Annotated in this window: 19 protein-coding genes; 11 read left to right on the forward strand and 8 right to left on the reverse strand. The window is 66.1% G+C overall.

Features of this window, described 5'->3' with window-relative positions; genetic code table 11:
- The first annotated feature begins 32 nt into the window (after nt 1-32).
- Nucleotides 33-545: a hypothetical protein gene (locus E1263_RS26660; protein ID WP_132172129.1), complete on the forward strand. Its 513-nt coding sequence runs from the start codon at nt 33-35 to the stop codon at nt 543-545.
- Here the strand turns inward: E1263_RS26660 and E1263_RS26665 are convergent.
- The gene (locus E1263_RS26665; RefSeq protein WP_132172131.1) at nt 542-1,561 is read right to left on the reverse strand and encodes a LacI family DNA-binding transcriptional regulator; all 1,020 of its coding nucleotides are present in this window, start codon (nt 1,559-1,561) and stop codon (nt 542-544) included. The two genes, E1263_RS26660 and E1263_RS26665, sit on opposite strands and share 4 nt — an antisense overlap.
- Before the next feature lie 210 nt (nt 1,562-1,771).
- Here E1263_RS26665 and E1263_RS26670 point away from each other — a divergent pair, with 210 nt between their 5' ends.
- Together E1263_RS26670 and E1263_RS26675 are read left to right on the forward strand one after the other, a co-directional pair.
- Nucleotides 1,772-2,851 carry an ABC transporter ATP-binding protein gene (locus tag E1263_RS26670; protein ID WP_132172133.1) on the forward strand — a complete coding sequence of 360 codons (1,080 nt, stop codon included), beginning with the start codon at nt 1,772-1,774 and terminating at the stop codon, nt 2,849-2,851.
- A 110-nt stretch (nt 2,852-2,961) separates the two neighbouring features.
- Nucleotides 2,962-3,912, forward strand: a complete 951-nt coding sequence (locus E1263_RS26675) for a hypothetical protein (protein WP_132172135.1) — start codon at nt 2,962-2,964, stop codon at nt 3,910-3,912.
- Between the two features lie 273 nt (nt 3,913-4,185).
- On the opposite strand, the gene E1263_RS26680 is transcribed toward E1263_RS26675, so the two are convergent.
- Both E1263_RS26680 and E1263_RS26685 read right to left on the reverse strand, forming a co-directional pair.
- Entirely contained in the window at nt 4,186-5,166 is a 981-nt protein-coding gene (locus E1263_RS26680; protein WP_132172137.1) for an ABC transporter permease subunit, read from the reverse strand.
- On the reverse strand, nt 5,163-6,086 hold the full coding sequence (locus E1263_RS26685) for an ATP-binding cassette domain-containing protein (protein ID WP_132172139.1): 924 nt from the start codon (nt 6,084-6,086) through the stop codon (nt 5,163-5,165). Before E1263_RS26685 ends, E1263_RS26680 begins: the two co-directional genes overlap by 4 nt.
- Nucleotides 6,087-6,201: 115 nt before the next feature.
- Between E1263_RS26685 and E1263_RS26690 the strand changes: the two genes are divergently transcribed.
- The 5 genes from E1263_RS26690 (at nt 6,202) to E1263_RS26710 (ending at nt 10,512) form a co-directional block, all read left to right on the forward strand.
- Nucleotides 6,202-6,672 (forward strand): nuclear transport factor 2 family protein, encoded by a 471-nt coding sequence (locus E1263_RS26690; protein ID WP_132172141.1) that lies wholly within the window; start codon nt 6,202-6,204, stop codon nt 6,670-6,672.
- A gap of 111 nt (nt 6,673-6,783) precedes the next feature.
- Nucleotides 6,784-7,092 (forward strand): metal-sensitive transcriptional regulator, encoded by a 309-nt coding sequence (locus E1263_RS26695; protein WP_238161566.1) that lies wholly within the window; start codon nt 6,784-6,786, stop codon nt 7,090-7,092.
- Between the two features lie 26 nt (nt 7,093-7,118).
- Nucleotides 7,119-7,337: a heavy-metal-associated domain-containing protein gene (locus E1263_RS26700; RefSeq protein WP_132172143.1), complete on the forward strand. Its 219-nt coding sequence runs from the start codon at nt 7,119-7,121 to the stop codon at nt 7,335-7,337.
- Nucleotides 7,334-8,305 carry a hypothetical protein gene (locus tag E1263_RS26705; RefSeq protein ID WP_132172145.1) on the forward strand — a complete coding sequence of 324 codons (972 nt, stop codon included), beginning with the start codon at nt 7,334-7,336 and terminating at the stop codon, nt 8,303-8,305. The genes E1263_RS26700 and E1263_RS26705 overlap by 4 nt, the downstream gene beginning before the upstream one ends.
- Nucleotides 8,302-10,512, forward strand: a complete 2,211-nt coding sequence (locus E1263_RS26710; RefSeq protein ID WP_132172147.1) for a heavy metal translocating P-type ATPase — start codon at nt 8,302-8,304, stop codon at nt 10,510-10,512. The genes E1263_RS26705 and E1263_RS26710 overlap by 4 nt, the downstream gene beginning before the upstream one ends.
- A gap of 622 nt (nt 10,513-11,134) precedes the next feature.
- On the opposite strand, the gene E1263_RS26715 is transcribed toward E1263_RS26710, so the two are convergent.
- The 5 genes from E1263_RS26715 to E1263_RS26735 all read right to left on the reverse strand — a co-directional run bounded on the left by E1263_RS26715 (nt 11,135) and on the right by E1263_RS26735 (nt 17,031).
- Complete coding sequence (locus E1263_RS26715; protein ID WP_132172149.1) at nt 11,135-12,676, reverse strand: glycoside hydrolase family 13 protein; 1,542 nt, start codon at nt 12,674-12,676, stop codon at nt 11,135-11,137.
- 9 nt (nt 12,677-12,685) lie between these two features.
- Nucleotides 12,686-13,555 carry a carbohydrate ABC transporter permease gene (locus tag E1263_RS26720; protein ID WP_132172151.1) on the reverse strand — a complete coding sequence of 290 codons (870 nt, stop codon included), beginning with the start codon at nt 13,553-13,555 and terminating at the stop codon, nt 12,686-12,688.
- The gene (locus tag E1263_RS26725) at nt 13,552-14,502 is read right to left on the reverse strand and encodes a carbohydrate ABC transporter permease (RefSeq protein ID WP_132172153.1); all 951 of its coding nucleotides are present in this window, start codon (nt 14,500-14,502) and stop codon (nt 13,552-13,554) included. Before E1263_RS26725 ends, E1263_RS26720 begins: the two co-directional genes overlap by 4 nt.
- Nucleotides 14,502-15,875 carry an ABC transporter substrate-binding protein gene (locus tag E1263_RS26730; protein WP_132172155.1) on the reverse strand — a complete coding sequence of 458 codons (1,374 nt, stop codon included), beginning with the start codon at nt 15,873-15,875 and terminating at the stop codon, nt 14,502-14,504. Before E1263_RS26730 ends, E1263_RS26725 begins: the two co-directional genes overlap by 1 nt.
- Before the next feature lie 166 nt (nt 15,876-16,041).
- Nucleotides 16,042-17,031 (reverse strand): LacI family DNA-binding transcriptional regulator, encoded by a 990-nt coding sequence (locus tag E1263_RS26735; RefSeq protein ID WP_132172157.1) that lies wholly within the window; start codon nt 17,029-17,031, stop codon nt 16,042-16,044.
- Between the two features lie 66 nt (nt 17,032-17,097).
- Between E1263_RS26735 and E1263_RS26740 the strand changes: the two genes are divergently transcribed.
- The 3 genes from E1263_RS26740 to E1263_RS26750 are packed head-to-tail and all read left to right on the forward strand — an operon-like array spanning nt 17,098 to nt 19,871.
- The gene (locus E1263_RS26740; protein WP_238161567.1) at nt 17,098-18,363 is read left to right on the forward strand and encodes a DUF4032 domain-containing protein; all 1,266 of its coding nucleotides are present in this window, start codon (nt 17,098-17,100) and stop codon (nt 18,361-18,363) included.
- Between the two features lie 51 nt (nt 18,364-18,414).
- Entirely contained in the window at nt 18,415-18,903 is a 489-nt protein-coding gene (locus E1263_RS26745; protein ID WP_132172161.1) for a SigE family RNA polymerase sigma factor, read from the forward strand.
- On the forward strand, nt 18,903-19,871 hold the full coding sequence (locus E1263_RS26750; RefSeq protein WP_132172163.1) for a hypothetical protein: 969 nt from the start codon (nt 18,903-18,905) through the stop codon (nt 19,869-19,871). The genes E1263_RS26745 and E1263_RS26750 overlap by 1 nt, the downstream gene beginning before the upstream one ends.
- The last annotated feature ends 634 nt before the right edge of the window (nt 19,872-20,505 follow it).

The raw sequence follows: 20,505 nt of genomic DNA on the forward strand, positions 1-20,505 counted from the left end.
TCCGTCACCCCATCTGCGCCTACGCTGAGCGCATGCGCAGATGGGTGGGGATCTTTCTCGCGGTGAGCAGCTCTTTCGTCCTGGTGGGCTGCGGGCCCGGCACCAGTGGCACTCTCGGGCTGATGACCGACGGCAACGGCAACACCTCGGCGGTCCTGCAGATCTGCGAGGGACACCTCGAGAACGTCGTGCTCAACCTGCAGAATCGCGGCGTACCGGAGGATCCCGACGAAGAGCCCGAACGACTGGGCGAGTGGGAGTCCGGCTCCAAGGTCCGCAAGGGCTTCACGCAGTTCGACCTCGCCCAGGGCGGGAACGGCTGGAAGGTCGTCACCCCGCTCAAGCCGCGCAACGCGGCCCGGACCTTCTCCATCACCGCCGCATCCGAGGACAGCGCGTGGATCGCCTTCGGTCCCCAGTTCAAGAACAGCGACCTGACCAAGCTGAAGCCCGGCCAGGTCCTGGTCAGCCCGGAGGATGGTTCGCCGGGTAATCGGGTGCAGTCCTTGGACGACTTCAAAGCCACGTCCTGCGACGGCTACTAGCGCGCTGGGCCAGTGGTGTTGCGGACTACCAGCTCCGGGCGGAAGAGAAACTCCGTTTTAGGAGTCGCGTGACCGCGAACCTCTTCGAGCAACGACTGTACGGCGGCCAATGCCATCGACTGGACCGGCTGGCGGATGGTGGTCATCGGCGGGTCGGTGAATTCCATCATCGGGGCGTCGTCGTAGCCGACCACCGAGAGGTCGGCCGGAACGTTGAGACCGCGTTGGCGAGCGGCGCGAATGACGCCGAGAGCCATCATGTCGGAACCGCAGACGATGGCGCTGACGCCTGCGTCGAGAAGCGGTTGCGCGGCAGCCTGACCGCCTTCGACGCCGAACATACTGAGTGAGATGAACGGATCCAGGTCGCCGTCGGTGACGCCGAGCTGGGCCTTCATCGAGGTGCGGTAGCCGGCGAGTTTGCGCTGGACGACGATGAAGCGCTCCGGACCGGAGGCGAAGCCGATCCGACGGTGGCCTAGGGCAACCAAATGCGAGACGGCGAGCTCCATCGCGGCGTTGTCGTCCGAAGAGACGAACGGCGCCTGGACCTCGGGCAGCCAGCCGTTCACGAACACCACAGGCAGACGCCGCTCGACCAGGGACTGGTAGCGCTCGTGATCGGCGCCGGTATCCGCGTGGAGGCCGGACACGAAGATGATTCCGGAGACACCGCGCTCGAGCAGCATCTCGACGTACTCCTCCTCCGTGGCACCGGAAGGAGACTGCGTACACAGCACCGGGGTGAATCCCCGTTGCGACAGCGCGGACTCGATCACCTGGGCGAACGCCGGGAAGATCGGGTTGATCAACTCCGGCATCACCAGCCCGATCAACCCGGCCGAACGGCGCCGCAACCGCGTCGGCCGCTCGAAGCCCAGTACGTCGAGGGCCATGAGTACCGACTGTTTTGTGTCCTCCGCGACCCCCGGCTTGCCGTTCAGCACTCGCGAGACCGTCGCCTCACTGACCCCCGCCTTGGCGGCAATATCCGCCAGCCTTGCTCTCGTACTCACGCGGGCACCCTACCGACCCCTCCCTGACATTGCAGCAAGAAGCTGCAAGAAATTGCAGGCTGAGATGTCCAGTAGGTGAACGGTATGGGCACGTCACAGCCGGCAAACCTTGTCAGGAGGAGCTGGGCGGGCGAAGATGAGCGCACCCCCGCCCGGGGGCCTTTACTCGGATCGTCCGGCACGTTCCTGCCGGTGAAGGGAAATACAGTCATGGCTACTGTGTCTTTCAAGGCTGCCAGCCGGGTCTACCCCGGTGGCGACAAGCCCGCCGTCGACAAGCTGAACCTCGAGATCGAGGACGGCGAGTTCATGGTCCTCGTCGGCCCGTCCGGATGTGGCAAGTCCACCTCCCTGCGGATGCTGGCCGGCCTCGAAGAGGTCAACGAAGGCTCCATCTACATCGGCGACCGTGACGTCACGCACCGTCCGCCGAAAGAGCGCGACATCGCGATGGTGTTCCAGAACTACGCGCTGTACCCGCACATGTCCGTCGCGGACAACATGGGCTTCGCGCTGAAGATGCAGGGTGTCTCCAAGGAGGACCGCGCCAAGCGCGTCCTGGAGGCCGCCAAGCTGCTCGGCCTGGAGGAGTACCTGGACCGCAAGCCGAAGGCGCTCTCCGGTGGTCAGCGTCAGCGTGTTGCGATGGGCCGCGCCATCGTGCGTAACCCGCAGGTCTTCCTGATGGACGAGCCGCTGTCGAACCTCGACGCCAAGCTCCGCGTCCAGACCCGCACCCAGATCGCCGAGCTGCAGCAGCGCCTCGGGGTCACGACCGTGTACGTCACGCACGACCAGGTCGAGGCCATGACGATGGGTGACCGCGTTGCGGTCCTCAAGGACGGTCTGCTCCAGCAGGTCGACACCCCGCTGAACCTGTACGACAACCCGAAGAACCTCTTCGTGGCCGGCTTCATCGGCTCCCCCGCGATGAACCTGCTCAAGGGTGACCTCGTCGAGGGTGGCGTCAAGCTGGGCGACTACACGATCCCGGTCGCGCGCGACATCCTGGCCAAGGCCGGTAACGACAAGACCGTGTCGATCGGCGTCCGTCCGGAGGCCTTCAAGGTCTCCGACACCGGCCTGCCGGTGAAGGTCGCCGTCATCGAGGAGCTCGGCGCCGACGCGTTCCTGTACGGCACCGCCGAGCACGACGGCAACCACCAGCAGATCGTCGCCAAGATCGGCGCCCGCATGAACGTCGAAAAGGGCTCGCTGATCCACCTCGAGGCCCAGACCGACAAGCTGCACCTCTTCTCCACCTCGACCGAAGAGCGTCTGACTGCCTGATCTACAAATTTGGACCCCGGAGCTTTCGCTCCGGGGTCCATTTTATTGGCGTCCGGCGGTTATCCACAGGGCGTCTGACGCAGCCGGCCGAGATCGGTCACGCTGGACAGGTGGATTGGTGGTGGAAGGAGCAACTCGACGCCGAAGGGCTGGAGGTGCTGATCCATGACCAGGGCCGGATCGTGTCGCGGGCGCAGCTGTTCGCAGCAGGCTGGTCCGAGGCGAAGATCCGGCAGCCGTTACGCGCGCGGCGCTGGCAGGTTGTGCATCCGGCGGTCTACGCCACGCACACGGGCCCACTCGGGTACGACGAACTGCTCCTTGCGGCCTTGCTCTACGCCGGTCCCGAAGCTGCGTGGAGTCACTATACGGCCGCCGAACAGCTCGGGCTGATCAAGCCGGACGGCCGCCGTCCTGTGTACGTGACAATTCCGGAGCACCGACAGATCGCGCCGCGCCCCGGGCTGGTGATCCACCGCGACAGACACTGGGCCCATCGACTCTCCCGAGCCATACCACCTCGCCGTACGGCGGCACACGCCGTACTCGACGTGGTCGGCAGGTCCCGAACGCTCGACGAGGCGGCCGCCGTCATCGCAGAGGCTTGTCAGAGCGGCCGGGTCACCGCTGCCGATCTGCTGTCCGCAGTGGAAACTCGGCAGCGGTTGCGCCATCGGCAGGAGCTAAGGCCGATCCTCGCCGACGTCGCGGCTGGCTCGCACTCACTCCTCGAGCTCCGCTACCTACGAGACGTCGAACGGCGACACCGACTTCCCACCGGAACGCGTCAGCGGGCAGTGGACCACGAGTACACCGACGTCCACTACGACGGTCTGAACGTCGAGCTGGACGGCCGCCTCCACCTGGCGCCACGGCAGCGATGGCGAGACCTGGATCGCGACAACCGCGCGACCCTACGAGGTGAGGCCACGCTGCGCTACGGCTGGTTCGACATCACGAGCCGTCCCTGTGCGGCCGCCGTACAGGTCCTGCAAGCCCTCCGCCACCGCGCCCCCGTCACAAGCGCCCGCCCCTGCAGCCCGTCGTGCCCTGTCCGCTGAGCTTTGCGGAGTGCTACTGCCTCAGAGCGGCAGCAGATCCACGCAAAGCAGCGGTCCCACAACTACATCCCGCCGACCAAACGGCAGCTCAACGACGCCTACCCACGGGACTCCAGGCATGGGACCCACGCGGCACGAACCGCGTGCACGGGTGGGGTTAACCACCGATGCACGAAGCCCGACCACGTCCACCGGTGGCGGACGGGTGGGGGACATCGCCTCGGCACGAACCGCGTGCACGGGCGGGGTTAACCACCCGTGCACGACAGGTTCTTAGTTGACGTCGCGGCGCTGGAAGATCACGCCGCCTACTACGACGAGCACCAGGGTGAGGATTGCCAGGTACCAGGCGCCGTGTTCGAAGGTGAGGGTCTTCTGGATGTAGTCGCAGGTGTAGCTGCCGTCGGGTTGGGACGTGCACGCTTCGATGTCGTAGGTCGTGTCGTGCAGGACGAAGGCGTCGAAGTTCTTGCCGAGCAGCCAGGGTTGGACCTTCTGCAAGAAGGCTCCGAAGACGCCTTCCACCAGGACGATGTAGCCCATCACGAGACCGATCGCGGCCGCCGTATGCCGCAGTACGAGGCCGACTACGGCCCCGAGGACGGCACCCATCGCGGTCGTGACGACGACGCGGACCGCCGTACCGATGACGTCGCTCCAGTCAGTGCCTGCTGTTGAGCCGAGCTGGGCAGCGATCAGATACGTGCCCAGGGTCAGAACAGCGGTGACGACCACCCCCAGCGGGACGAACCAGAGCCCGGCCGCGGCGATCTTGCTGCCGTAGACGCGCATCCGGCGTGGCTCGAAGGTCAGCCAGTTGCCGATCGCGCCCGAGCTGAACTCGGCCGCAACGAAGCTGGCACCGATCAGGAAGCCGGCGAAGAGCAGGAAGTACGACGCCCCATGCAGCAACTGCGGCACCAGTTGGGAGAAGACCGCCTGCGGCTTGCCATAGTCCGAGGCCTTGGGCTCGGAGTACGAACAGACCTGGTCGATATTGGCGCCTGGGTTGACGTTCGGGTCCCAGGTCTTGCGGCACTCGGCCTCGTTCTGGACGTGGGTGTCGTTCCACATCTTGTGGTCCTGCTCGAAGCTCGTCCGGGCCTGCTGCTGCTCGAGCGCGGACAGCGGCTCCGCCTCGCGCCACGTCACGAACAGCAGAAAAGCAGTGATCAGTACGACGCCTGCCACGCCGAGCAGTGTGATGCGGCGCGCCGTCAGCCGGCGCAGTTCCACTCCGGTCAGGCGGATCACGCCAACCCCTCCCCTGCGGTCAGCTCCAGGAAAACCGACTCCAGGTCGGCCCGGATCGGGACCAGTTCGTTCACGTACAACTGCTGATCGGCCAGCCGCTTGGTCAGCTCGGCGGGGTTCTCGATCCCGTCCACCAGCAGATAGTTGCCGTCGGCCCGTACTGCGAGTCCGGCCGCGGTCAGCACCCGGGCGGCTGCCTCGCGGTCGTCGACACCGATCTTGACCGTGGCCGTCGTACCGCCGCCGATCACCTCGGCAACGGTGCCGGAGGCAAGCAATCGGCCGTGACCGATGATCGAGACGGTGTCGGCGACCTGTTCGACCTCAGCCAGGATGTGGCTGCTGACCAGGACCGTCTTGCCCTGGTCGCCGAGCCCGCGCATGGTCTCGCGGATCTCCCGGATACCGGCCGGGTCGAGGCCGTTGGTCGGCTCGTCGAAGATCAGCAGGTCCGGGTCCTTGAGCAGGGTGGCGGCGATGGCGAGCCGCTGCTTCATGCCGAGCGAGTAGCCCTTGAAGCGGTCCTTGCCACGCTCACCCAGCGAGGTCTGCTCGAGCACCTCGGTGACGCGCTGCTTGGGCACCCCGATCGCGGCGGCGAGCAGTTCGAGATTCTTGCGGCCGGTGAAGGCCGGGAAGAACTTCGGCGACTCGACGATCGCGCCGACGCGCCCCACGATCTCAGGCAGCCGGGCCGGAACCGGCCGGTCGAACACTGTCATGGTGCCGGCGTCGGCCCGGATCAGGCCGAGCAGCATCCGGATCGACGTGGTCTTCCCGGAGCCGTTGGGACCGAGGAAGCCGTGCACACCCCCGACCGGAACATCCAGGTCGAGCCCTTGGACCGCCACGACGGTCCGGCCACGCCGAGTCCGGTACGTCTTGCGCAGACCGCGCGTACTGATCGCCAGGTCAGGCATGCCACCCCTCTCACGTTGTCCCCCGCGATGAGGGGACCGACATCCTTGCAGAGAGGAGCGTCACCACTATGATCCAATATTGAATGGATACAGTCGACGATCCGAGGAGCCTGTCGTGCGCACCCGACCCCCGTTGCCGCCGTTCACCGCGGAGACCGCCGTACAGAAGGTTCGTGCCGCGGAAAACGCGTGGAACAACCAGAATCCTGAGGCGGTCTCACTCGCCTACACGCCGGACACGTACTGGCGGAACCGGGATTCCTTCATCACCGGCCGCGAAGAGGTTGTTGCCTTCCTCACCCGGAAGTGGGAGTGCGAACTCGACTACCGGCTGATCAAGGAGCTGTGGGCGTTCACCGGCGACCGGATCGCCGTCCGGTTCGTTTATGAGAGCCGGGATGCGGACGGGCAGTGGTACCGCTCGCACGGCAACGAGAACTGGGAGTTCGACGAGAACGGGCTGATGCGGGTCCGGCGGGCGAGCATCAACGACCAGCGCATCGACGAGTCCGAGCGGCTGTTCCTTTGGGACGCTCCCGGACCGCGGCCGGACGATCACCCTGGGCTGACCGAACTGGGACTCTGATCACATACCCCCTCTCGGTATTCACGGCGACTTGCTTTGGATACCTGGAGGGGGTACTTTTTTGCCTGTCGACATACCCCATAGGGGTAGCCGCTGCGAAAGGACCGCCTGATGACTACTGAGCCCACCGATGGGCACGTGCACGGATACGCCTCCGAGAAGTCCAGCCACTTGAAGCGGCTGCGCCGGATCGAGGGCCAGATCCGCGGTCTGCAGCGGATGGTCGAGGAGGACAAGTACTGCATCGACATCCTGACCCAGGTGTCGGCGGCCACCAAGGCACTGCAGTCGTTCTCGCTCGAACTGCTCGACGAGCACCTGTCCCACTGCGTGGTAGCGGCCGCGCAGAAGGGTGGCGCGGAGGCCGAGGAGAAGGTCCGCGAGGCCTCCGACGCGATCGCCCGCCTGGTTCGTAGCTAACACATCTGAATTGCGAGGAGCTTGATATGACCACCGCGACCTACTCCGTCAACGGCATGACCTGCGGGCACTGCACGTCCGCCGTCACCGAGGAGCTCACCAAGCTGGACGGCGTCACCGAGGTGACCATCGACCTGAACGCCGGTGGCACGTCGGCCGTGCACGTGACCAGCGCCGACGCGCTCGACGAGACCGCCGTACGCGAGGCTGTCGACGAGGCAGGCTACGAACTGGCCGCGTCGTGACCCGGGCCGTCGCGCTCCGGCTCGGCGTGTTCGCCGGTGCGCTCGCGCTCGCCTTCGCGGCGGCGTTCGGCATCGGCTCCGCCGTCGACCCGATCGCGGCGGCCGATCCGCCCAAGCCTGAAGCCATGGCTGACATGGGTGGAGCCCACGGGGGCGGACACAGCGAGTCCGGTGGGCAACTGCCTGGGCTTGCGGTGTCCGACGCCGGTTACACGCTCGCGCCGGAGACGACGTTCTTCACCGCGGGTTCTAAGACAGTCTTGCGATTCCAGATCAAGGGTCCGGACGGGAAGCCTGTCAGCGGGTACACCCCGACCCACGAGAAGGAGCTGCACCTGATCGTCGTACGGCGGGATCTGTCCGGGTTCCACCATGTGCACCCGACTCGGGATGCGGCCGGGACGTGGTCGATTCCGTTCAGCTTCACCGCCGGTGGGACATGGCGCCTGTACGCCGATTTCCAGCCGTCCGGGCTTGATCGCACGCTGACGCTCGGGGTCGATGTGAATGTGTCGGGGCTGTATATCCCAGTCCCGCTGAACGAGCCGGCCAGCAGTTACAGCGTGCACGCGTACGACGTGACGCTGGCAGGGACTCCCGTTGCGGGGAAGGAATCCGAGCTGACGTTCAAGGTCAGCAGCGGCGGGAAGCCGGTCACCGACCTGCAGCCGTATCTCGGGGCGTTCGGACACCTGGTCTCGTTGCGGAGCGGTGATCTCGCTTATCTGCACAACCATCCGGCGCAGCATGCCGATGCCGGGATGCAGGGTGGTCCGGAGATCAAGTTCGGGACCACGTTCCCGACCGCCGGGACGTACCGGCTGTTCCTCGACTTCCAGCACGCGGGCACGGTCCACACGGCCGAATTCACTGTGCAGGTTGGCGATTCCGGCACGGCGATCGTCCCGCCGACGGAGTTGCCGGACGAGAGTGAACCGCACAGCCACGGGGAGGAGACGCACAAATGAGTCAGTCCGTAGAACTTGTCATCGGTGGGATGACCTGCGCCTCCTGTGCGATGCGGGTCGAGAAGAAGCTGAACCGGATGGACGGCGTCACCGCGACCGTCAACTACGCCACCGAGAAGGCAAAGGTCACGTATCCGGAGGGCACCACCCCGGACGACCTGGTCGCGACGGTGGAGAAGACCGGTTACACCGCAACGCTTCCGTCGCTTGAGGCTGCCGATGCGGTTGAGGTCGACGAGCTGCGGCCATTGCGTGAGCGGCTGCTTGTGAGCGCCGTACTGGCTGTGCCGGTGATTGCCTTCGGCATGATTCCGGCGCTGCAGTTCAACTTCTGGCAGTGGGCGTCGCTGACGCTCGCGTTCCCTGTGGTGACGTGGGCGGCCTGGCCGTTCCACAAGGCCATGTGGACGAACCTGCGGCACGGCGCCGCGACGATGGACACGCTGATCTCGGTCGGCGTGCTGAGCGCCTTCGGCTGGTCGCTGTATGCGCTGTTCCTCGGCTCGGCCGGTGAGCCGGGGATGACGATGCCGTTCACGCTGATCCCGTCGCGGGGCGGCGGCGCGGAGGAGATCTACCTCGAGGTCGCGGCCGGCGTGACGACCTTCATCCTGGCCGGCCGGTACTTCGAAGCTCGTGCCAAGCGTCGTTCCGGGGCCGCCCTGCGCGCGCTGCTGGAGCTTGGCGCGAAAGACGTTGCTGTACTGCGCGATGGGGTCGAGACGCGGATTCCGGCCGAGCAGCTGAAGGTCGGGGACGAGTTCGTCGTCCGGCCTGGCGAGAAGATCGCGACCGATGGCGTGGTTGTCACCGGGAGCAGTGCGGTTGACGCGTCGATGCTGACGGGTGAGTCGGTGCCGGTTGAGGTCGGCGCAGGTGATGCGGTCGTCGGCGCCACCGTGAATGCCGGTGGGCGACTCGTGGTCCGCGCGACTCGGGTTGGCGGCGATACCCAGTTGGCGCAGATGGCACGGCTGGTGGAAGACGCGCAGAACGGGAAGGCCGCCGTACAGAGGCTTGCTGATCGGGTGTCCGGGGTGTTCGTGCCGGTCGTGATCGGGTTGGCGCTGGCCACGCTCGGGTTCTGGCTGGGAAATGGGTCGCCGGTCGAGGTCGCCTTCACCGCGGCGGTCGCCGTACTGATCATTGCTTGCCCTTGTGCGCTTGGGTTGGCCACGCCGACGGCGTTGCTGGTCGGAACCGGTCGGGGCGCGCAGCTCGGCATCCTGATCAAGGGTCCCGAGGTGCTCGAGTCCACCCGCCGCGTCGACACCGTCGTCCTCGACAAGACCGGCACCGTGACGACCGGGCGGATGGAGCTGGTCGACGTATTGCTCGCTCCTGGTCAGGACCGCGGCGAGGTGCTGCGCTTGGCCGGAGCGCTGGAGCACTCCAGCGAGCACCCGATCGCGCAGGCCGTTGCCCGCGCCGCACTGGCGGCCGGGAAGCTGCCTGACGTCGAGGACTTCGGGAATGTCGCTGGTCTAGGCGTTCAGGGCATCGTCGACGGGCATGCTGTGCTGGTCGGCCGCACGCAGCTGCTGGAGGAGTGGAGCCAGCACCTTCCCTCGGAGCTGGCGCACGCGAAAGAACACGCCGAAGCAGAAGGCAGTACGGCGGTAGCTGTCGGCTGGGACGGCCAGGCGCGCGCCGTACTGGTCGTCGCCGACACGGTGAAGCCGACCTCGGTGCAGGCCATCAAGGACCTGAAGGCGCTTGGTCTCCGTCCGGTCCTGCTTACTGGCGACAACGAAGCCGTCGCGCAGAAGGTCGCCGCCGAAGTAGGCATCACCGAGGTCATCGCCGAAGTCCTCCCCGCCGGCAAAGTCGACGCCATCAAACAACTCCAAGCCGAAGGCCGAGTCGTCGCGATGGTCGGCGACGGCGTCAACGACGCAGCCGCCCTGGCCCAAGCCGACCTAGGCCTCAGCATGGGCACCGGCACCGACGTAGCCATCGAAGCCAGCGACCTAACGCTCGTCCGCGGCGACCTCCGCGCCGCCGCAGACGCCATCCGCCTCTCCCGCAGCACCCTCCGCACCATCCGAGGCAACCTCTTCTGGGCCTTCGCCTACAACGTAGCCGCCCTCCCCCTAGCCGCCGCCGGTCTCCTCAACCCGATGCTCGCCGGCGCCGCCATGGCCCTCAGCTCGGTGTTCGTAGTAACCAACAGCCTCCGCCTCCGCCGCTTCCGCGCCCTCGCCTGATCCCCATTTGGTGGGCTGACCCATCGCGTTGTGGGTCTACCCACCGCATGCGGCTGGCCCACCCACATTGCCGTGGGCGGGCCCATCAAATGTGGTCGTTCGACAACAATCGCCAAAGTTGCCGTACGACCACATTCGGGCGTGCGGCCTGAACGAATCGACGACTGCACGTGCTGCCTCGGCCTGAGGCTGCCACTCCGCGTGACCTGCTACCAGCGACGCCGTGCGAGGACCACCACCTGTCGTTCGTGCCGACCACCCCTGCCCGCTGGCCGCTTCCTCTTCTCGCGGAAACTGCGGCACTGCACGAAGAGCTGCAGGTAGCAGTTGCAGTACCCATCCATACGCTGGAGCCCGGCGCGAGGTGCCGCGAGATGGCGACTACCTGCAGTCGCTCGTGCCGCTGCCTGTTCGGTGTTCGGCGATTACCGAACACCGAACAGCCAACGTGGTCGTACGGCCACTTTGGCGAAAGTGGGCGACCACGCGTCACCGCAGGCCGGGGGCGTACCGACCGACGGGTAGTCGTCCTAGTTGGCCGAGGTCGCCAGGCGGCGGTGCGCCGCGGTAGTTGCGATCGAGCCGACCACTACCCGTTCGTCGGTACGCCACCTACACCTACCTAGCGGATCCAGGCGGTGGTGTCTGGGGGGAGTTGGCCGTTGTCCAGGGGGCTGCTGGTGAGGAGGAGTTCCTGGTGGGGTGGGAGGTTGACCGGGGCATCCGAGAGGTTGGTGATGCTGGTCAGGTTTTCGCGGCTGAACGAGAGGACGCCGGGGGCGGTGTCTTGCCAGGTTAGGGTTCCGTCGCCCAGGTGGTGGCGGCGGATCGCTAGGGCGTTGCGGTAGAGGGCGAGCATGGAGTTTTGGTCGGCTTGCTGGGACTCGACGGTGAGGTTTTTCCAGTCGGCTGGTTGCGGGAGCCAGGGGGTTCCGGTGCCGAAGCCGAAGGGGGGTTCTTTGGCGGACCACGGGAGGGGGACGCGGCAGCCGTCGCGGCCTCGGTCGGTGCCGTTGGAGCGGGCGAAGATGGGGTCTTGGAGGAGCTCGTTGGGGAGGTCTTCCACCTCGGGGAGGCCTAGTTCTTCGCCTTGGTAGACGTAGACGGCGCCGGGGAGGGCCATCGCGAGCAGGGCCGCGGCGCGGGCTCGGCGTTCGCCGAGGACCAGGTCGGTGTGCATGCCGTGCTTGCGGTCCTGGTGCGAGAACGACGTGTCGGGGCGGCCGTACTTGGTGACCGGGCGGGTGACGTCGTGGTTGGACAGAACCCAGGTCGGTGGTGCGCCGATCGGGACGTGGGTGGCGAGGGTGAGGTCGATGGAGGCCTTCAGCTCGGCGGCTTCCCAGGGGCGGGAGAGGAAGTCGAAGTTGAAGGCGGTGTGCATCTCGTCGGGGCGCAGGTAGAGCGCGAAGCGTTCCTGGTCCGGCATCCACATCTCGCCGACGAGGAAGCGGCCGTCGTACGAGTCGGTGATGCGGCGCCACTCGCGGTAGACGTCGTGCACCTCGTCGTGGTCGGTGTAGGACTCCTCGATGCTGTCCAGATCCTTGAACAGTACGGCGGCGCTGTCGATCCGGATGCCGTCGACGCCGCGGTCCAGCCAGAACCGGAGGATGTCGTGGAACTCCTCGACGACCTCGGGGTTGCGCCAGTTGAAGTCGGGCTGCTCCGGAGCGAACAGGTGCAGGTACCACTCCCCGTCCGGGACCTGCGTCCACGCGGGACCGTTGAAGATCGACTGCCAATCATTTGGCGGCAGATCGCCGCGCCCGGCGCGGAAGATGAAGCGCTCCCGCTCCGGTGAACCCGGGCCGGCCTGCAGGGCCTGGACGAACCAGTCCTGCTGGTCGGAGCCGTGGTTCGGGACGATGTCGATGATGGTGCGGATGTTCAGCGCATGCGCCTCGGCGATATAGGCCTCGGCTTCGGCGAGCGTGCCGAAGGCCGGGTCGATCGCACGGTAGTCGGCGACGTCGTACCCGCCGTCGGCCATCGGCGACGGGTACCAGGGGTTGAGCCAGATCGCGTCGACGCCGAGCTCGGCCAGGTACGGCAACTTCGCGCGCAGACCGGCGAGATCGCCGATCCCGTCGTCGTTGCCGTCGGCAAAGCTGCGCAGGTAGACCTGGTAGATCGCTGCGCCACGCCACCATTCGTCGGCCATCGAAGCTCCTTAACCTTTGAGGGAACCGGCGGTGAGACCGGCCATGATGCTGCGCTGGAACACGAAGAAAACAAGGATGGTCGGCAGGCTGGCGATCACCAGCGACGCGATCAGCACGTTCTGCGGCATCTGCGCGGACAGCGACGCGATACCGACGCTGATCGACATCTTGTCGGTCTCCGGCAGCACCAGCAGCGGCCAGACGAAGTCCTTCCAGACCGTCACGACGGACAGGATCGAGACCACGCCGAGGATCGGCCGCGACACCGGCAGCACGATCGACCAGAGGATCCGCATCGGCGAGGCACCGTCGATCTCGGCCGCCTCGAGCAGCTCTTTGGGGATCGAGTCGAAGAACCGCTTGAGCAGGAACACGAAGAACCCGTTCGCTGCCGCCGGCAACCAAATCGCCCATGGCGTGTTGAGCAGGTCCCAGTGCAGGATCGGCAGATCCTTCGCCACCAGGTACGTCGGCAGCAGGAGCACCATCGGCGGGATCATCAGCGTGGCCAGCATCAGTCCGAGGACCACTTTGCCGAACATCGGCCGGAGCTTCGACAACGAGTACGCCGCCGTCACGTCGACTGCCAACGTGAACAGCCACGCACCCCCGGCGTACAGGACGGTGTTCTTCAGGAAGACGCCGAGCTGAAGCTGGTTCCAGGCCTCGACGTAGACGCCGAAGTCGAAGTGCTGGGGGAAGAAGCTCGGCGGGATCTGGGCCAGCTCGTCGGGTGACTTCAGGGCGCCGGTGATCATCCAGTACAGCGGGAAGACGAAGGCGCCGGTGAAGCCGACCACGGTGATCACCAGGATCGACCAGTAGAGGATCTTGCCGCGCGGGGTCTGCAAGGCCAGCGGGGACACCAGGGTTCTCATCGCTCCGCCTCCCGGGAGACTCGCAGGTAGATCGTCGAGAACACCATCAGCACGATCATCAGCATCAGGCCGAGGGCGCTACCGCCACCGAAGTCACCGAAGTTGAACGCGTACTGGTACATCAGGTAGGCGACCGTGACGGTCGCGTTCTCGGGACCGCCGCCGGTGAGCAGGTACGGCTCGATGAAGACCTGCATGGTCGCAACGACCTGCAGGAGCAGCATGACGAGCAAGATCAGCTTGGTCTGCGGGACCGTCACGTGCCAGATCCGCCGGAACAGCCCGGCACCGTCGAGCTCGGCGGACTCGTAGAGATCACCGGGGATGCTCTGCAACGCGGCCAGGTAGATGAGGGTGCCGGTGCCGAGGTTCATCCAGGTCGACACGAGCACGAGGCTGATGAGCGCCGTACTGGTCGAGTCCAGCCAGGCCAGCGGCGGGATGCCGAACGTGCCCAGGATCTGGTTGAACAGGCCGGCACCCGGGTCGTAGAACCACTTGAACAGCAGTACGGCGACCGCCGGCGGAAGCATCACCGGGAGGTACACGACGAACCGCAGGTACGCCTTCGCGTGCTTGAGTTCGTTGAGCACGATCGCGAGCACGAACGGTACGGCGTACCCGACGACCAGCGCGAGCGCGCTGAAGATCGCGGTGTTCAGCCAGGCCTGCCGGAACGCCGGATCCTCGATGACGTTGCGGAAGTTGTCGAAGCCGACCCACTTCCCCGGGTCGACGAAGTTGTTCTCCTGGAAGGAGAGCACGACCTCGCGGACCATCGGATACCAGGAGAACAAGGCGAAACAGATCAGTGCACCGCACAGGAATCCGTACGCCGTCAGGTTCCGCCCGACGCTGCGTTTCAGGGCACCACGGCCGTCAACGTCCGGGCGCGGGCCCGCCGCCCTCGACTGAGGACGGCGTACCCGCTCTTGGGTGACAGTCATTACGTGTTCTTTGCCAGGATCTTGTTGGCCTTGGACTCGGCGTCGCTGAGCAGCTTGTCGATGTCGGCGTCCTGACGAGTCAGTACGGCGGACATCGCGACGTCGAGGACGGCGTACAGCTCCTGTGCCTTCGGCGGCTCGAGCTTGTTCGTGATCGAGGCCTGCGCCGTCACGTACGGCGTGAAGTGGTCGACCGGGACCGTCGCGAACTGCTTGCGCAGGGCAACAATTTCCTTACCGGTGGCCGAGTCGCCGTACAGGTCCGGGATCGGGAGACCGACCGGGCGGCCCTGCTCCTTGGCACGCTGGTAGTTGAACTGACCCTGGCCCGGCGTGAGCTCGTGGAACTCCAGCCAGAGCAGACCGGCATTGATCTTCTCCGGCGTGGCCTTCGGGTTGAACATGTAGCCGTCACCACCGCTCAGCGACGACTTGCCCTCGGACTCCGGTACGGCGGTCACTCCGTAGTCCTCGAACTTGCCCTGGAAGTCGTTGTTCACCGACTGCACGACGTCGGGTGCACCGATCATCATGCCGAGCTTGCCGGAACCCATCATCCGCATCAGGTCTTCCCACTGCAGCAACTGCTTGCTGCCCATGGCGTTGTCGTTCCAGCGCATCGTCTTCAGGTTCTCGAGGACCGCCTTGCCCTCGGCGCTGTTGAAGGCTGCGGTCTTGCCGTCCTCGCCGACCATCGAGCCGCCGCGGGCGTACAGCGACGCGGCGAAGTGCCAGCCGCCGGTGTTGCCTGCGGAGTACTCACCGAAGCCGGTGTACCCGGCGCCGAGACCGGCGATCTTCTTGGCCGCTGCCTGCACCTCGGCCCACGTCTTCGGCGGGGTGTCCGGGTTGAGCCCGGCCTGCGTGAACAGCTTGCGGTTGTAGACCAGGCCCATGTTGTAGTTGTTGCGGGGCACACCGTAGGTCTTGTCCTCGGACTTGAAGACACCCTGGACATCCGGGCGCAGGTCCTTGGTCGCCTTCACATCGCCGATGTACTGGCTGATGTCGGCGGCCTGACGGGCCTTGATGATCTTCTGGACGTCGGTGTAGTAGACGTAGAACACGTCCTCCTGGGACCCGCCGGCCAACTTCGCCTGGAAGGTGTCCGGGTTGATGCAGGGAAACGCATCCTTGCTCTCGATGGTGATGTTCGGGTGCAGTTTCTGGAACGCGACCACGTCGGCGTCCCAGCCTTCCCGTTCCTTCGCGTTGCTCTTCGGTGGCTGACAGCCAACCGTGATCTTGACCGGTCCGTCCGCTCCACCGGAGCCCTGGGCCCCCGGCTTGTCGTCCCCCGAGCCGCAAGACACGGCCCCCAGCCCGAGTCCCGCTACCAGCAGCAGGCTGAGCCCGCGGCGCCTTGTCGTCATGTTGAACCCTCTCCCTCGACTCTGCGCCACACCGTAGGGTTGTCGACACATGAGCGCAATACTTCAAGAGAAGATTGCAAAAACGTGACTTATGTCAGGATGTGGTCACGCCTGAACGCACGAATGCCCCGTTCACGTGGGTGAACGGGGCATTACTTTGAGTGAGCTAGGTGCGCGCCGGCGCAGTCGACGCCCGTACGACGAGCTCCGGCTCGAAGAGGAGTTCGTCGGTGGCGACCGCGGCCCGCTCGATGAGCGCCATCAGCATCTCGACGGCCGCCCGGCCCATCGCGTCGATGGGCTGCCGAACCGTGGTGAGGGGCGGGTCGGTGCAGTTCATCATCGCGGAGTCGTCGTACCCGATCACAGAAACATCCTTGGGTACGTCGAGCCCGGCCCGGCGGACCGCACGAATCGCGCCGAGGGCGAGGATGTCGCTCGCGCAGACGATCCCCGTGACGCCGGCCGCGACCAACCGAGTGGCGGCGGCGTGACCGCCTTCGAGCGAGAACATCGTGTGCTCGACCAGCTTCGGATCGCCCTCCAAGTTGAGGAAGGCATCCAGTTTGCGCCGCGACGGAATGTGATCGCGCGGCCCGAGAACCATGCCGATCCGCTGGTGTCCGAGCGTACGAAGGTGGCCGATCGCCATCTCCGCGGCGACGTGATCATCCGAGGACACCTGCGGGAAGCCGAGGTGATCGACTGCTGCGTTGACCAGGACGGTCGGCAGCTTCCGCTCTTGGATCAGCTCGTAGTGAGCGTGCGGCGCATCCGCCTGGGAGTAGAAACCGCCGGCGAAAACGACCCCGGAAACCTGCTGCTGGAGGAGCAGGTCGACGTAGTCCGCCTCGGACACTCCACCGACCGTGCGGGTGCAGAGCAAGGAAGTGAAACCTTGCTGCGCCAACGCTCCCCCGACGACCTCCGCGAACGCGGGGAAGATCGGGTTCTGCAACTCCGGCAGCACCAGCCCGACAAGCCGGGCCCGGTCGCCGCGCAATTGCGTCGGCCGCTCATAACCCAGCACGTCGAGCGCCGTGAGTACCGCTTCCCGGGTCGCCTCGGAGACGCCGGGCTTGCCGTTCAGCACCCGGCTCACGGTCGCCTCGCTGACGCCGACCTTCTTGGCCACCTCTGCAAGTCGTCGTGTCATGACGCAAACTCTACGCCTATTCACGCAACTTCTTGCAACGGTTTGCGTAGTCGCTGAATTCTCAATATTCCTGACAGACTGGTCGACGTGCCTCGCTTCGTAGCCACTCGTCCGGACACCGGTCTGCTGTCGCTCCCATGGGATATCCCGCTGGAGGACTGGCCCGAGGAGCAGCTGGTTGCGCTCCCCCGCGGTATCTCCCGGCACGTCGTCCGGTTCGTCCGGGTCAACGGCACGGTCTACGCGATCAAGGAGGTGCTCGAGCACCTCGCGCTGCACGAGTACCGGCTGCTCCGCGACCTGGAGCGGCTGGAGGCCCCCTCGGTCGAGCCGGTGGGTGTCATCACCGACCGCATCGACCGTAACGGCGAGCCGATCGACTCGATCCTGATCACGCGGCACCTGCAGTTCTCGCTGCCGTACCGCGCCCTGTTCTCCAGCACGTTGCGCCCCGACACGGTCAACCGGCTGATCGACGCCCTGGTCGCCCTGATCGTCAGGATGCACCTGCTCGGCTTCTTCTGGGGCGACTGCTCGCTGTCCAACACGCTGTTCCGACGGGACGCCGGCGCATTCGCGGCGTACCTGGTGGATGCCGAGACCGGTGAGCTGCACCAGGAGATCTCCAGCGGTCAGCGCGCGCACGACCTCTACACCGCCGAGATCAATCTGTTCGGCGAGCTGTGCGACCTGGAGGCCGGCGGCCTGCTCGACGAGTCGCTCGACCCGCAGGAGATCGTGCAGTCGATCCAGGACCGGTACGAGGCACTCTGGAAAGAGCTGACAGCGCCTGAGGAGTTCGCCAACGACGAGATGCACCGCTTGGACTCCCGCATCCGCCGCCTCAACGAGCTCGGCTTCGACGTCGCCGAGATCGACATCATCACCGACTGGGACGGCAGCCAGGTCCGCATCCAGCCGAAGGTCGTGGACGCCGGTCACCACTCCCGCCGCCTGATCCGGCTCACCGGCCTGGACGTCGAGGAGAACCAGGCGCGTCGCCTGCTCAACGACCTCGACTCCTACGCCGCCGCCACCAACCAGCAGAACGAAGACGAAGAAATCGTCGCCCACGAGTGGCTGACCGACGTCTTCGAACCCGTCGTCCGCTCGGTCCCCCGCGACCTCAAGCGCAAGCTGGAGCCGGCCGAGGTCTTCCACGAGGTCCTCGAACACCGCTGGTTCCTGTCCGAACAGGCCGGCCACGAGGTCGACACCATGGAAGCGGCCCGCTCGTACGTCGAGGACGTCCTGGCGGCGAAGCCGGACGAGAAGCTCGCGTTGCCGCCGGCGCCGCTCCCCGGCAGCACGCTCGACCCCGATCTCGACTAGCCATGCAACATCCGGCGCCTGGGCTGCGTGCAGTCAGGTGGGAGGTGCCGGATGGAGAGGCCTGAGTTCGACGACTGGGTCGCACAGCGGGGTGCAGCGTTGCTGCGGTTCGCGTACCTGGTCACGCGGGACCATAGTCGCGCGGAAGAAGCAGTACAGGATGCGCTGATCTCGGCGTACCCACGCTGGAAGAAGATCAGCCGGGACGGGGACCCGGAAGCCTATGTACGGCGTTCGATCGTGAACGCCGATATCTCCCGCTGGCGGAAGTTCTTCCGCCGGGAGACGGTGACGGATGAGCTGTTTGTTGCCCCCAGCCCCGATCCTGCGTTGGCCCATGCCGACGCCGATGCGGTCTGGGTGCTGTGCGCCACGTTGCCGACGAAACAACGAGCAGCGGTTGTGCTGCGGTACTACGAGGACCTGCCGGACGGCGATATCGCAGTCATCCTCGAGTGCTCGCCCGCCACGGTCCGCTCCCAGATCCACCGCGCGCTCGCCACCTTGCGCGCCACCGTGACCGAGGAGGTCAACCGCTGATGAACAACTCCGAACAGCAGATCGCGGACAGCCTCGCCCGGCACGCCGCTGACGCACCCGATGACCACACACTCCTGTCGGCAGTCCACGGCCGCCTGCGCCGCCGCCGTACCGGTCGCGCCGCCGGCGCCGTCGTACTGGCGGCTGCTGTCGTCGCGACGGCTTTCACCGCCACGAACACCCTTCGCACCGAGCCAGAGGTAGCGCAGACCAAGCCCGGCTGGCACTGGGAGTCCTACAAGACGGCGCAGGTGCAGGTGCCGGACACCTGGAACCAGTACATCGCCGGGCCCGCCCCCTGCACGTTCTTGACGCCCAAGGTCGCGGTGGTCGGGCGGTTCTACGACTGGATATCCCGTGACCGGTACACCTGCGAGACCGCCGTCTATCCGCTGGATGCGCGGGTGCCTTACGTCTGGTTCGGCGACGTACAGGAACCGGGGACCAAGCAGTACGACGGTGGATGGTCGGAGGAGACCCGGCTCATCGGTGGCACGAAGGTCAGCGTGCTGGCGCCGAACGAGACAATGCGGCGGGAGATCCTCGACACCGCCCGGCCGATCACCAGCACCGACGCCTACGGTTGCACGCCGACAGACACCGGCCGAGCCACCGAAATCGTGAACGCGAAGGTGGACAGCGCGGAGATCTGCGAATATTTCGACGGCAAGCTCATTGCAGGGTCACGCGTGCCACCCAGGCGCGCCGCGCAGCTCGGCCAGTCGCTGACAAGAGATGCCGTCCGGCCCGTCGCGAAGCCGCTACCTGGCTGCGTGGGCGACGGCGTGCAGACCTACCTGGTCACGCTGCACTCCGGAACGAAGAGCTGGACCGTTCGCACGCAGCACACCTCCTGCTCCAACAAGGAACATCCCAGCGTCATAGCCCTACGGACAGGACCTCACGGCCCGTCCGACCCAAGCGCTTTGTTCGACGGGGTCGGGCCGGTGACACCGCCGCAGCGTTAGCGCGGGGGCATGCGGAGGGCGCCGTCGAGGCGGGGCCGGCACCTCTGCCTGCAGGTGACTGGGCCATCTCAGGGGTCAACCCCAAGGCCGGTTAATTGAGGGGTCGGCGTCAACCGATCGCTCGCGGGACTAACGTCCGAAGAATCGGAGGGCCCGTCTCCGGTCTTTCGGACGTTGTGACGGTGGCGGGGTTAACGTCCGAACGATCGGAGGGTCCGTCTCCGGGTTTTCGGACGTAATGGTTTTGGGGGTGGTCGGGGCCGGTTTGTGGATCGTGGCTGCCGGTATTTGGCAGTGGGGATCCACAAAGCGGCGTGTTCGATGGTTTGGTTGCGGCCGGGGAGGTGTGTGGGTGGCTGGTCGCCGCTGCGGCTGTTTTACAGAGCCGGGTGGCTGGGGCCGGCGCGTGGTTGGGGTGGTTGGCGAGGTCGGCTACCGCGGTATCCGTTGTTTGAGGTTCTCGCTATGGCTGGGGTGCGGGATGTGTGTTGGGTGGAAACTTTTGGGCGGCGGATTCAGGGGGTGGTCGCAACGCTGTCTAGGTCTTTGAGGATGAGGCTAGCGAGCATTTCGGTAGGGGTGTAGTAGCCGAGGCGTTTGCGGGGCCGGTCGTTGAGTTCGTCGGCGACGGTTT

This window comes from Kribbella antibiotica, from assembly GCF_004349055.1.
In the GTDB taxonomy this organism is placed as follows: domain Bacteria; phylum Actinomycetota; class Actinomycetes; order Propionibacteriales; family Kribbellaceae; genus Kribbella; species Kribbella antibiotica.

Bases quoted from the DNA above. Each gene is read 5' to 3' on its own strand.
- E1263_RS26715 (WP_132172149.1), bottom strand. From the start codon at position 12,676: ATGGCCGACGAATGGTGGCGTGGCGCAGCGATCTACCAGGTCTACCTG.
- E1263_RS26725 (WP_132172153.1), bottom strand. From the start codon at position 14,502: ATGACTGTCACCCAAGAGCGGGTACGCCGTCCTCAGTCGAGGGCGGCG.
- E1263_RS26750 (WP_132172163.1), top strand. From the start codon at position 18,903: ATGAACAACTCCGAACAGCAGATCGCGGACAGCCTCGCCCGGCACGCC.
- E1263_RS26695 (WP_238161566.1), top strand. From the start codon at position 6,784: ATGACTACTGAGCCCACCGATGGGCACGTGCACGGATACGCCTCCGAG.
- E1263_RS26685 (WP_132172139.1), bottom strand. From the start codon at position 6,086: ATGCCTGACCTGGCGATCAGTACGCGCGGTCTGCGCAAGACGTACCGG.
- E1263_RS26670 (WP_132172133.1), top strand. From the start codon at position 1,772: ATGGCTACTGTGTCTTTCAAGGCTGCCAGCCGGGTCTACCCCGGTGGC.
- E1263_RS26700 (WP_132172143.1), top strand. From the start codon at position 7,119: ATGACCACCGCGACCTACTCCGTCAACGGCATGACCTGCGGGCACTGC.
- E1263_RS26745 (WP_132172161.1), top strand. From the start codon at position 18,415: ATGGAGAGGCCTGAGTTCGACGACTGGGTCGCACAGCGGGGTGCAGCG.
- E1263_RS26730 (WP_132172155.1), bottom strand. From the start codon at position 15,875: ATGACGACAAGGCGCCGCGGGCTCAGCCTGCTGCTGGTAGCGGGACTC.
- E1263_RS26720 (WP_132172151.1), bottom strand. From the start codon at position 13,555: ATGAGAACCCTGGTGTCCCCGCTGGCCTTGCAGACCCCGCGCGGCAAG.
- E1263_RS26735 (WP_132172157.1), bottom strand. From the start codon at position 17,031: ATGACACGACGACTTGCAGAGGTGGCCAAGAAGGTCGGCGTCAGCGAG.
- E1263_RS26710 (WP_132172147.1), top strand. From the start codon at position 8,302: ATGAGTCAGTCCGTAGAACTTGTCATCGGTGGGATGACCTGCGCCTCC.
- E1263_RS26660 (WP_132172129.1), top strand. From the start codon at position 33: ATGCGCAGATGGGTGGGGATCTTTCTCGCGGTGAGCAGCTCTTTCGTC.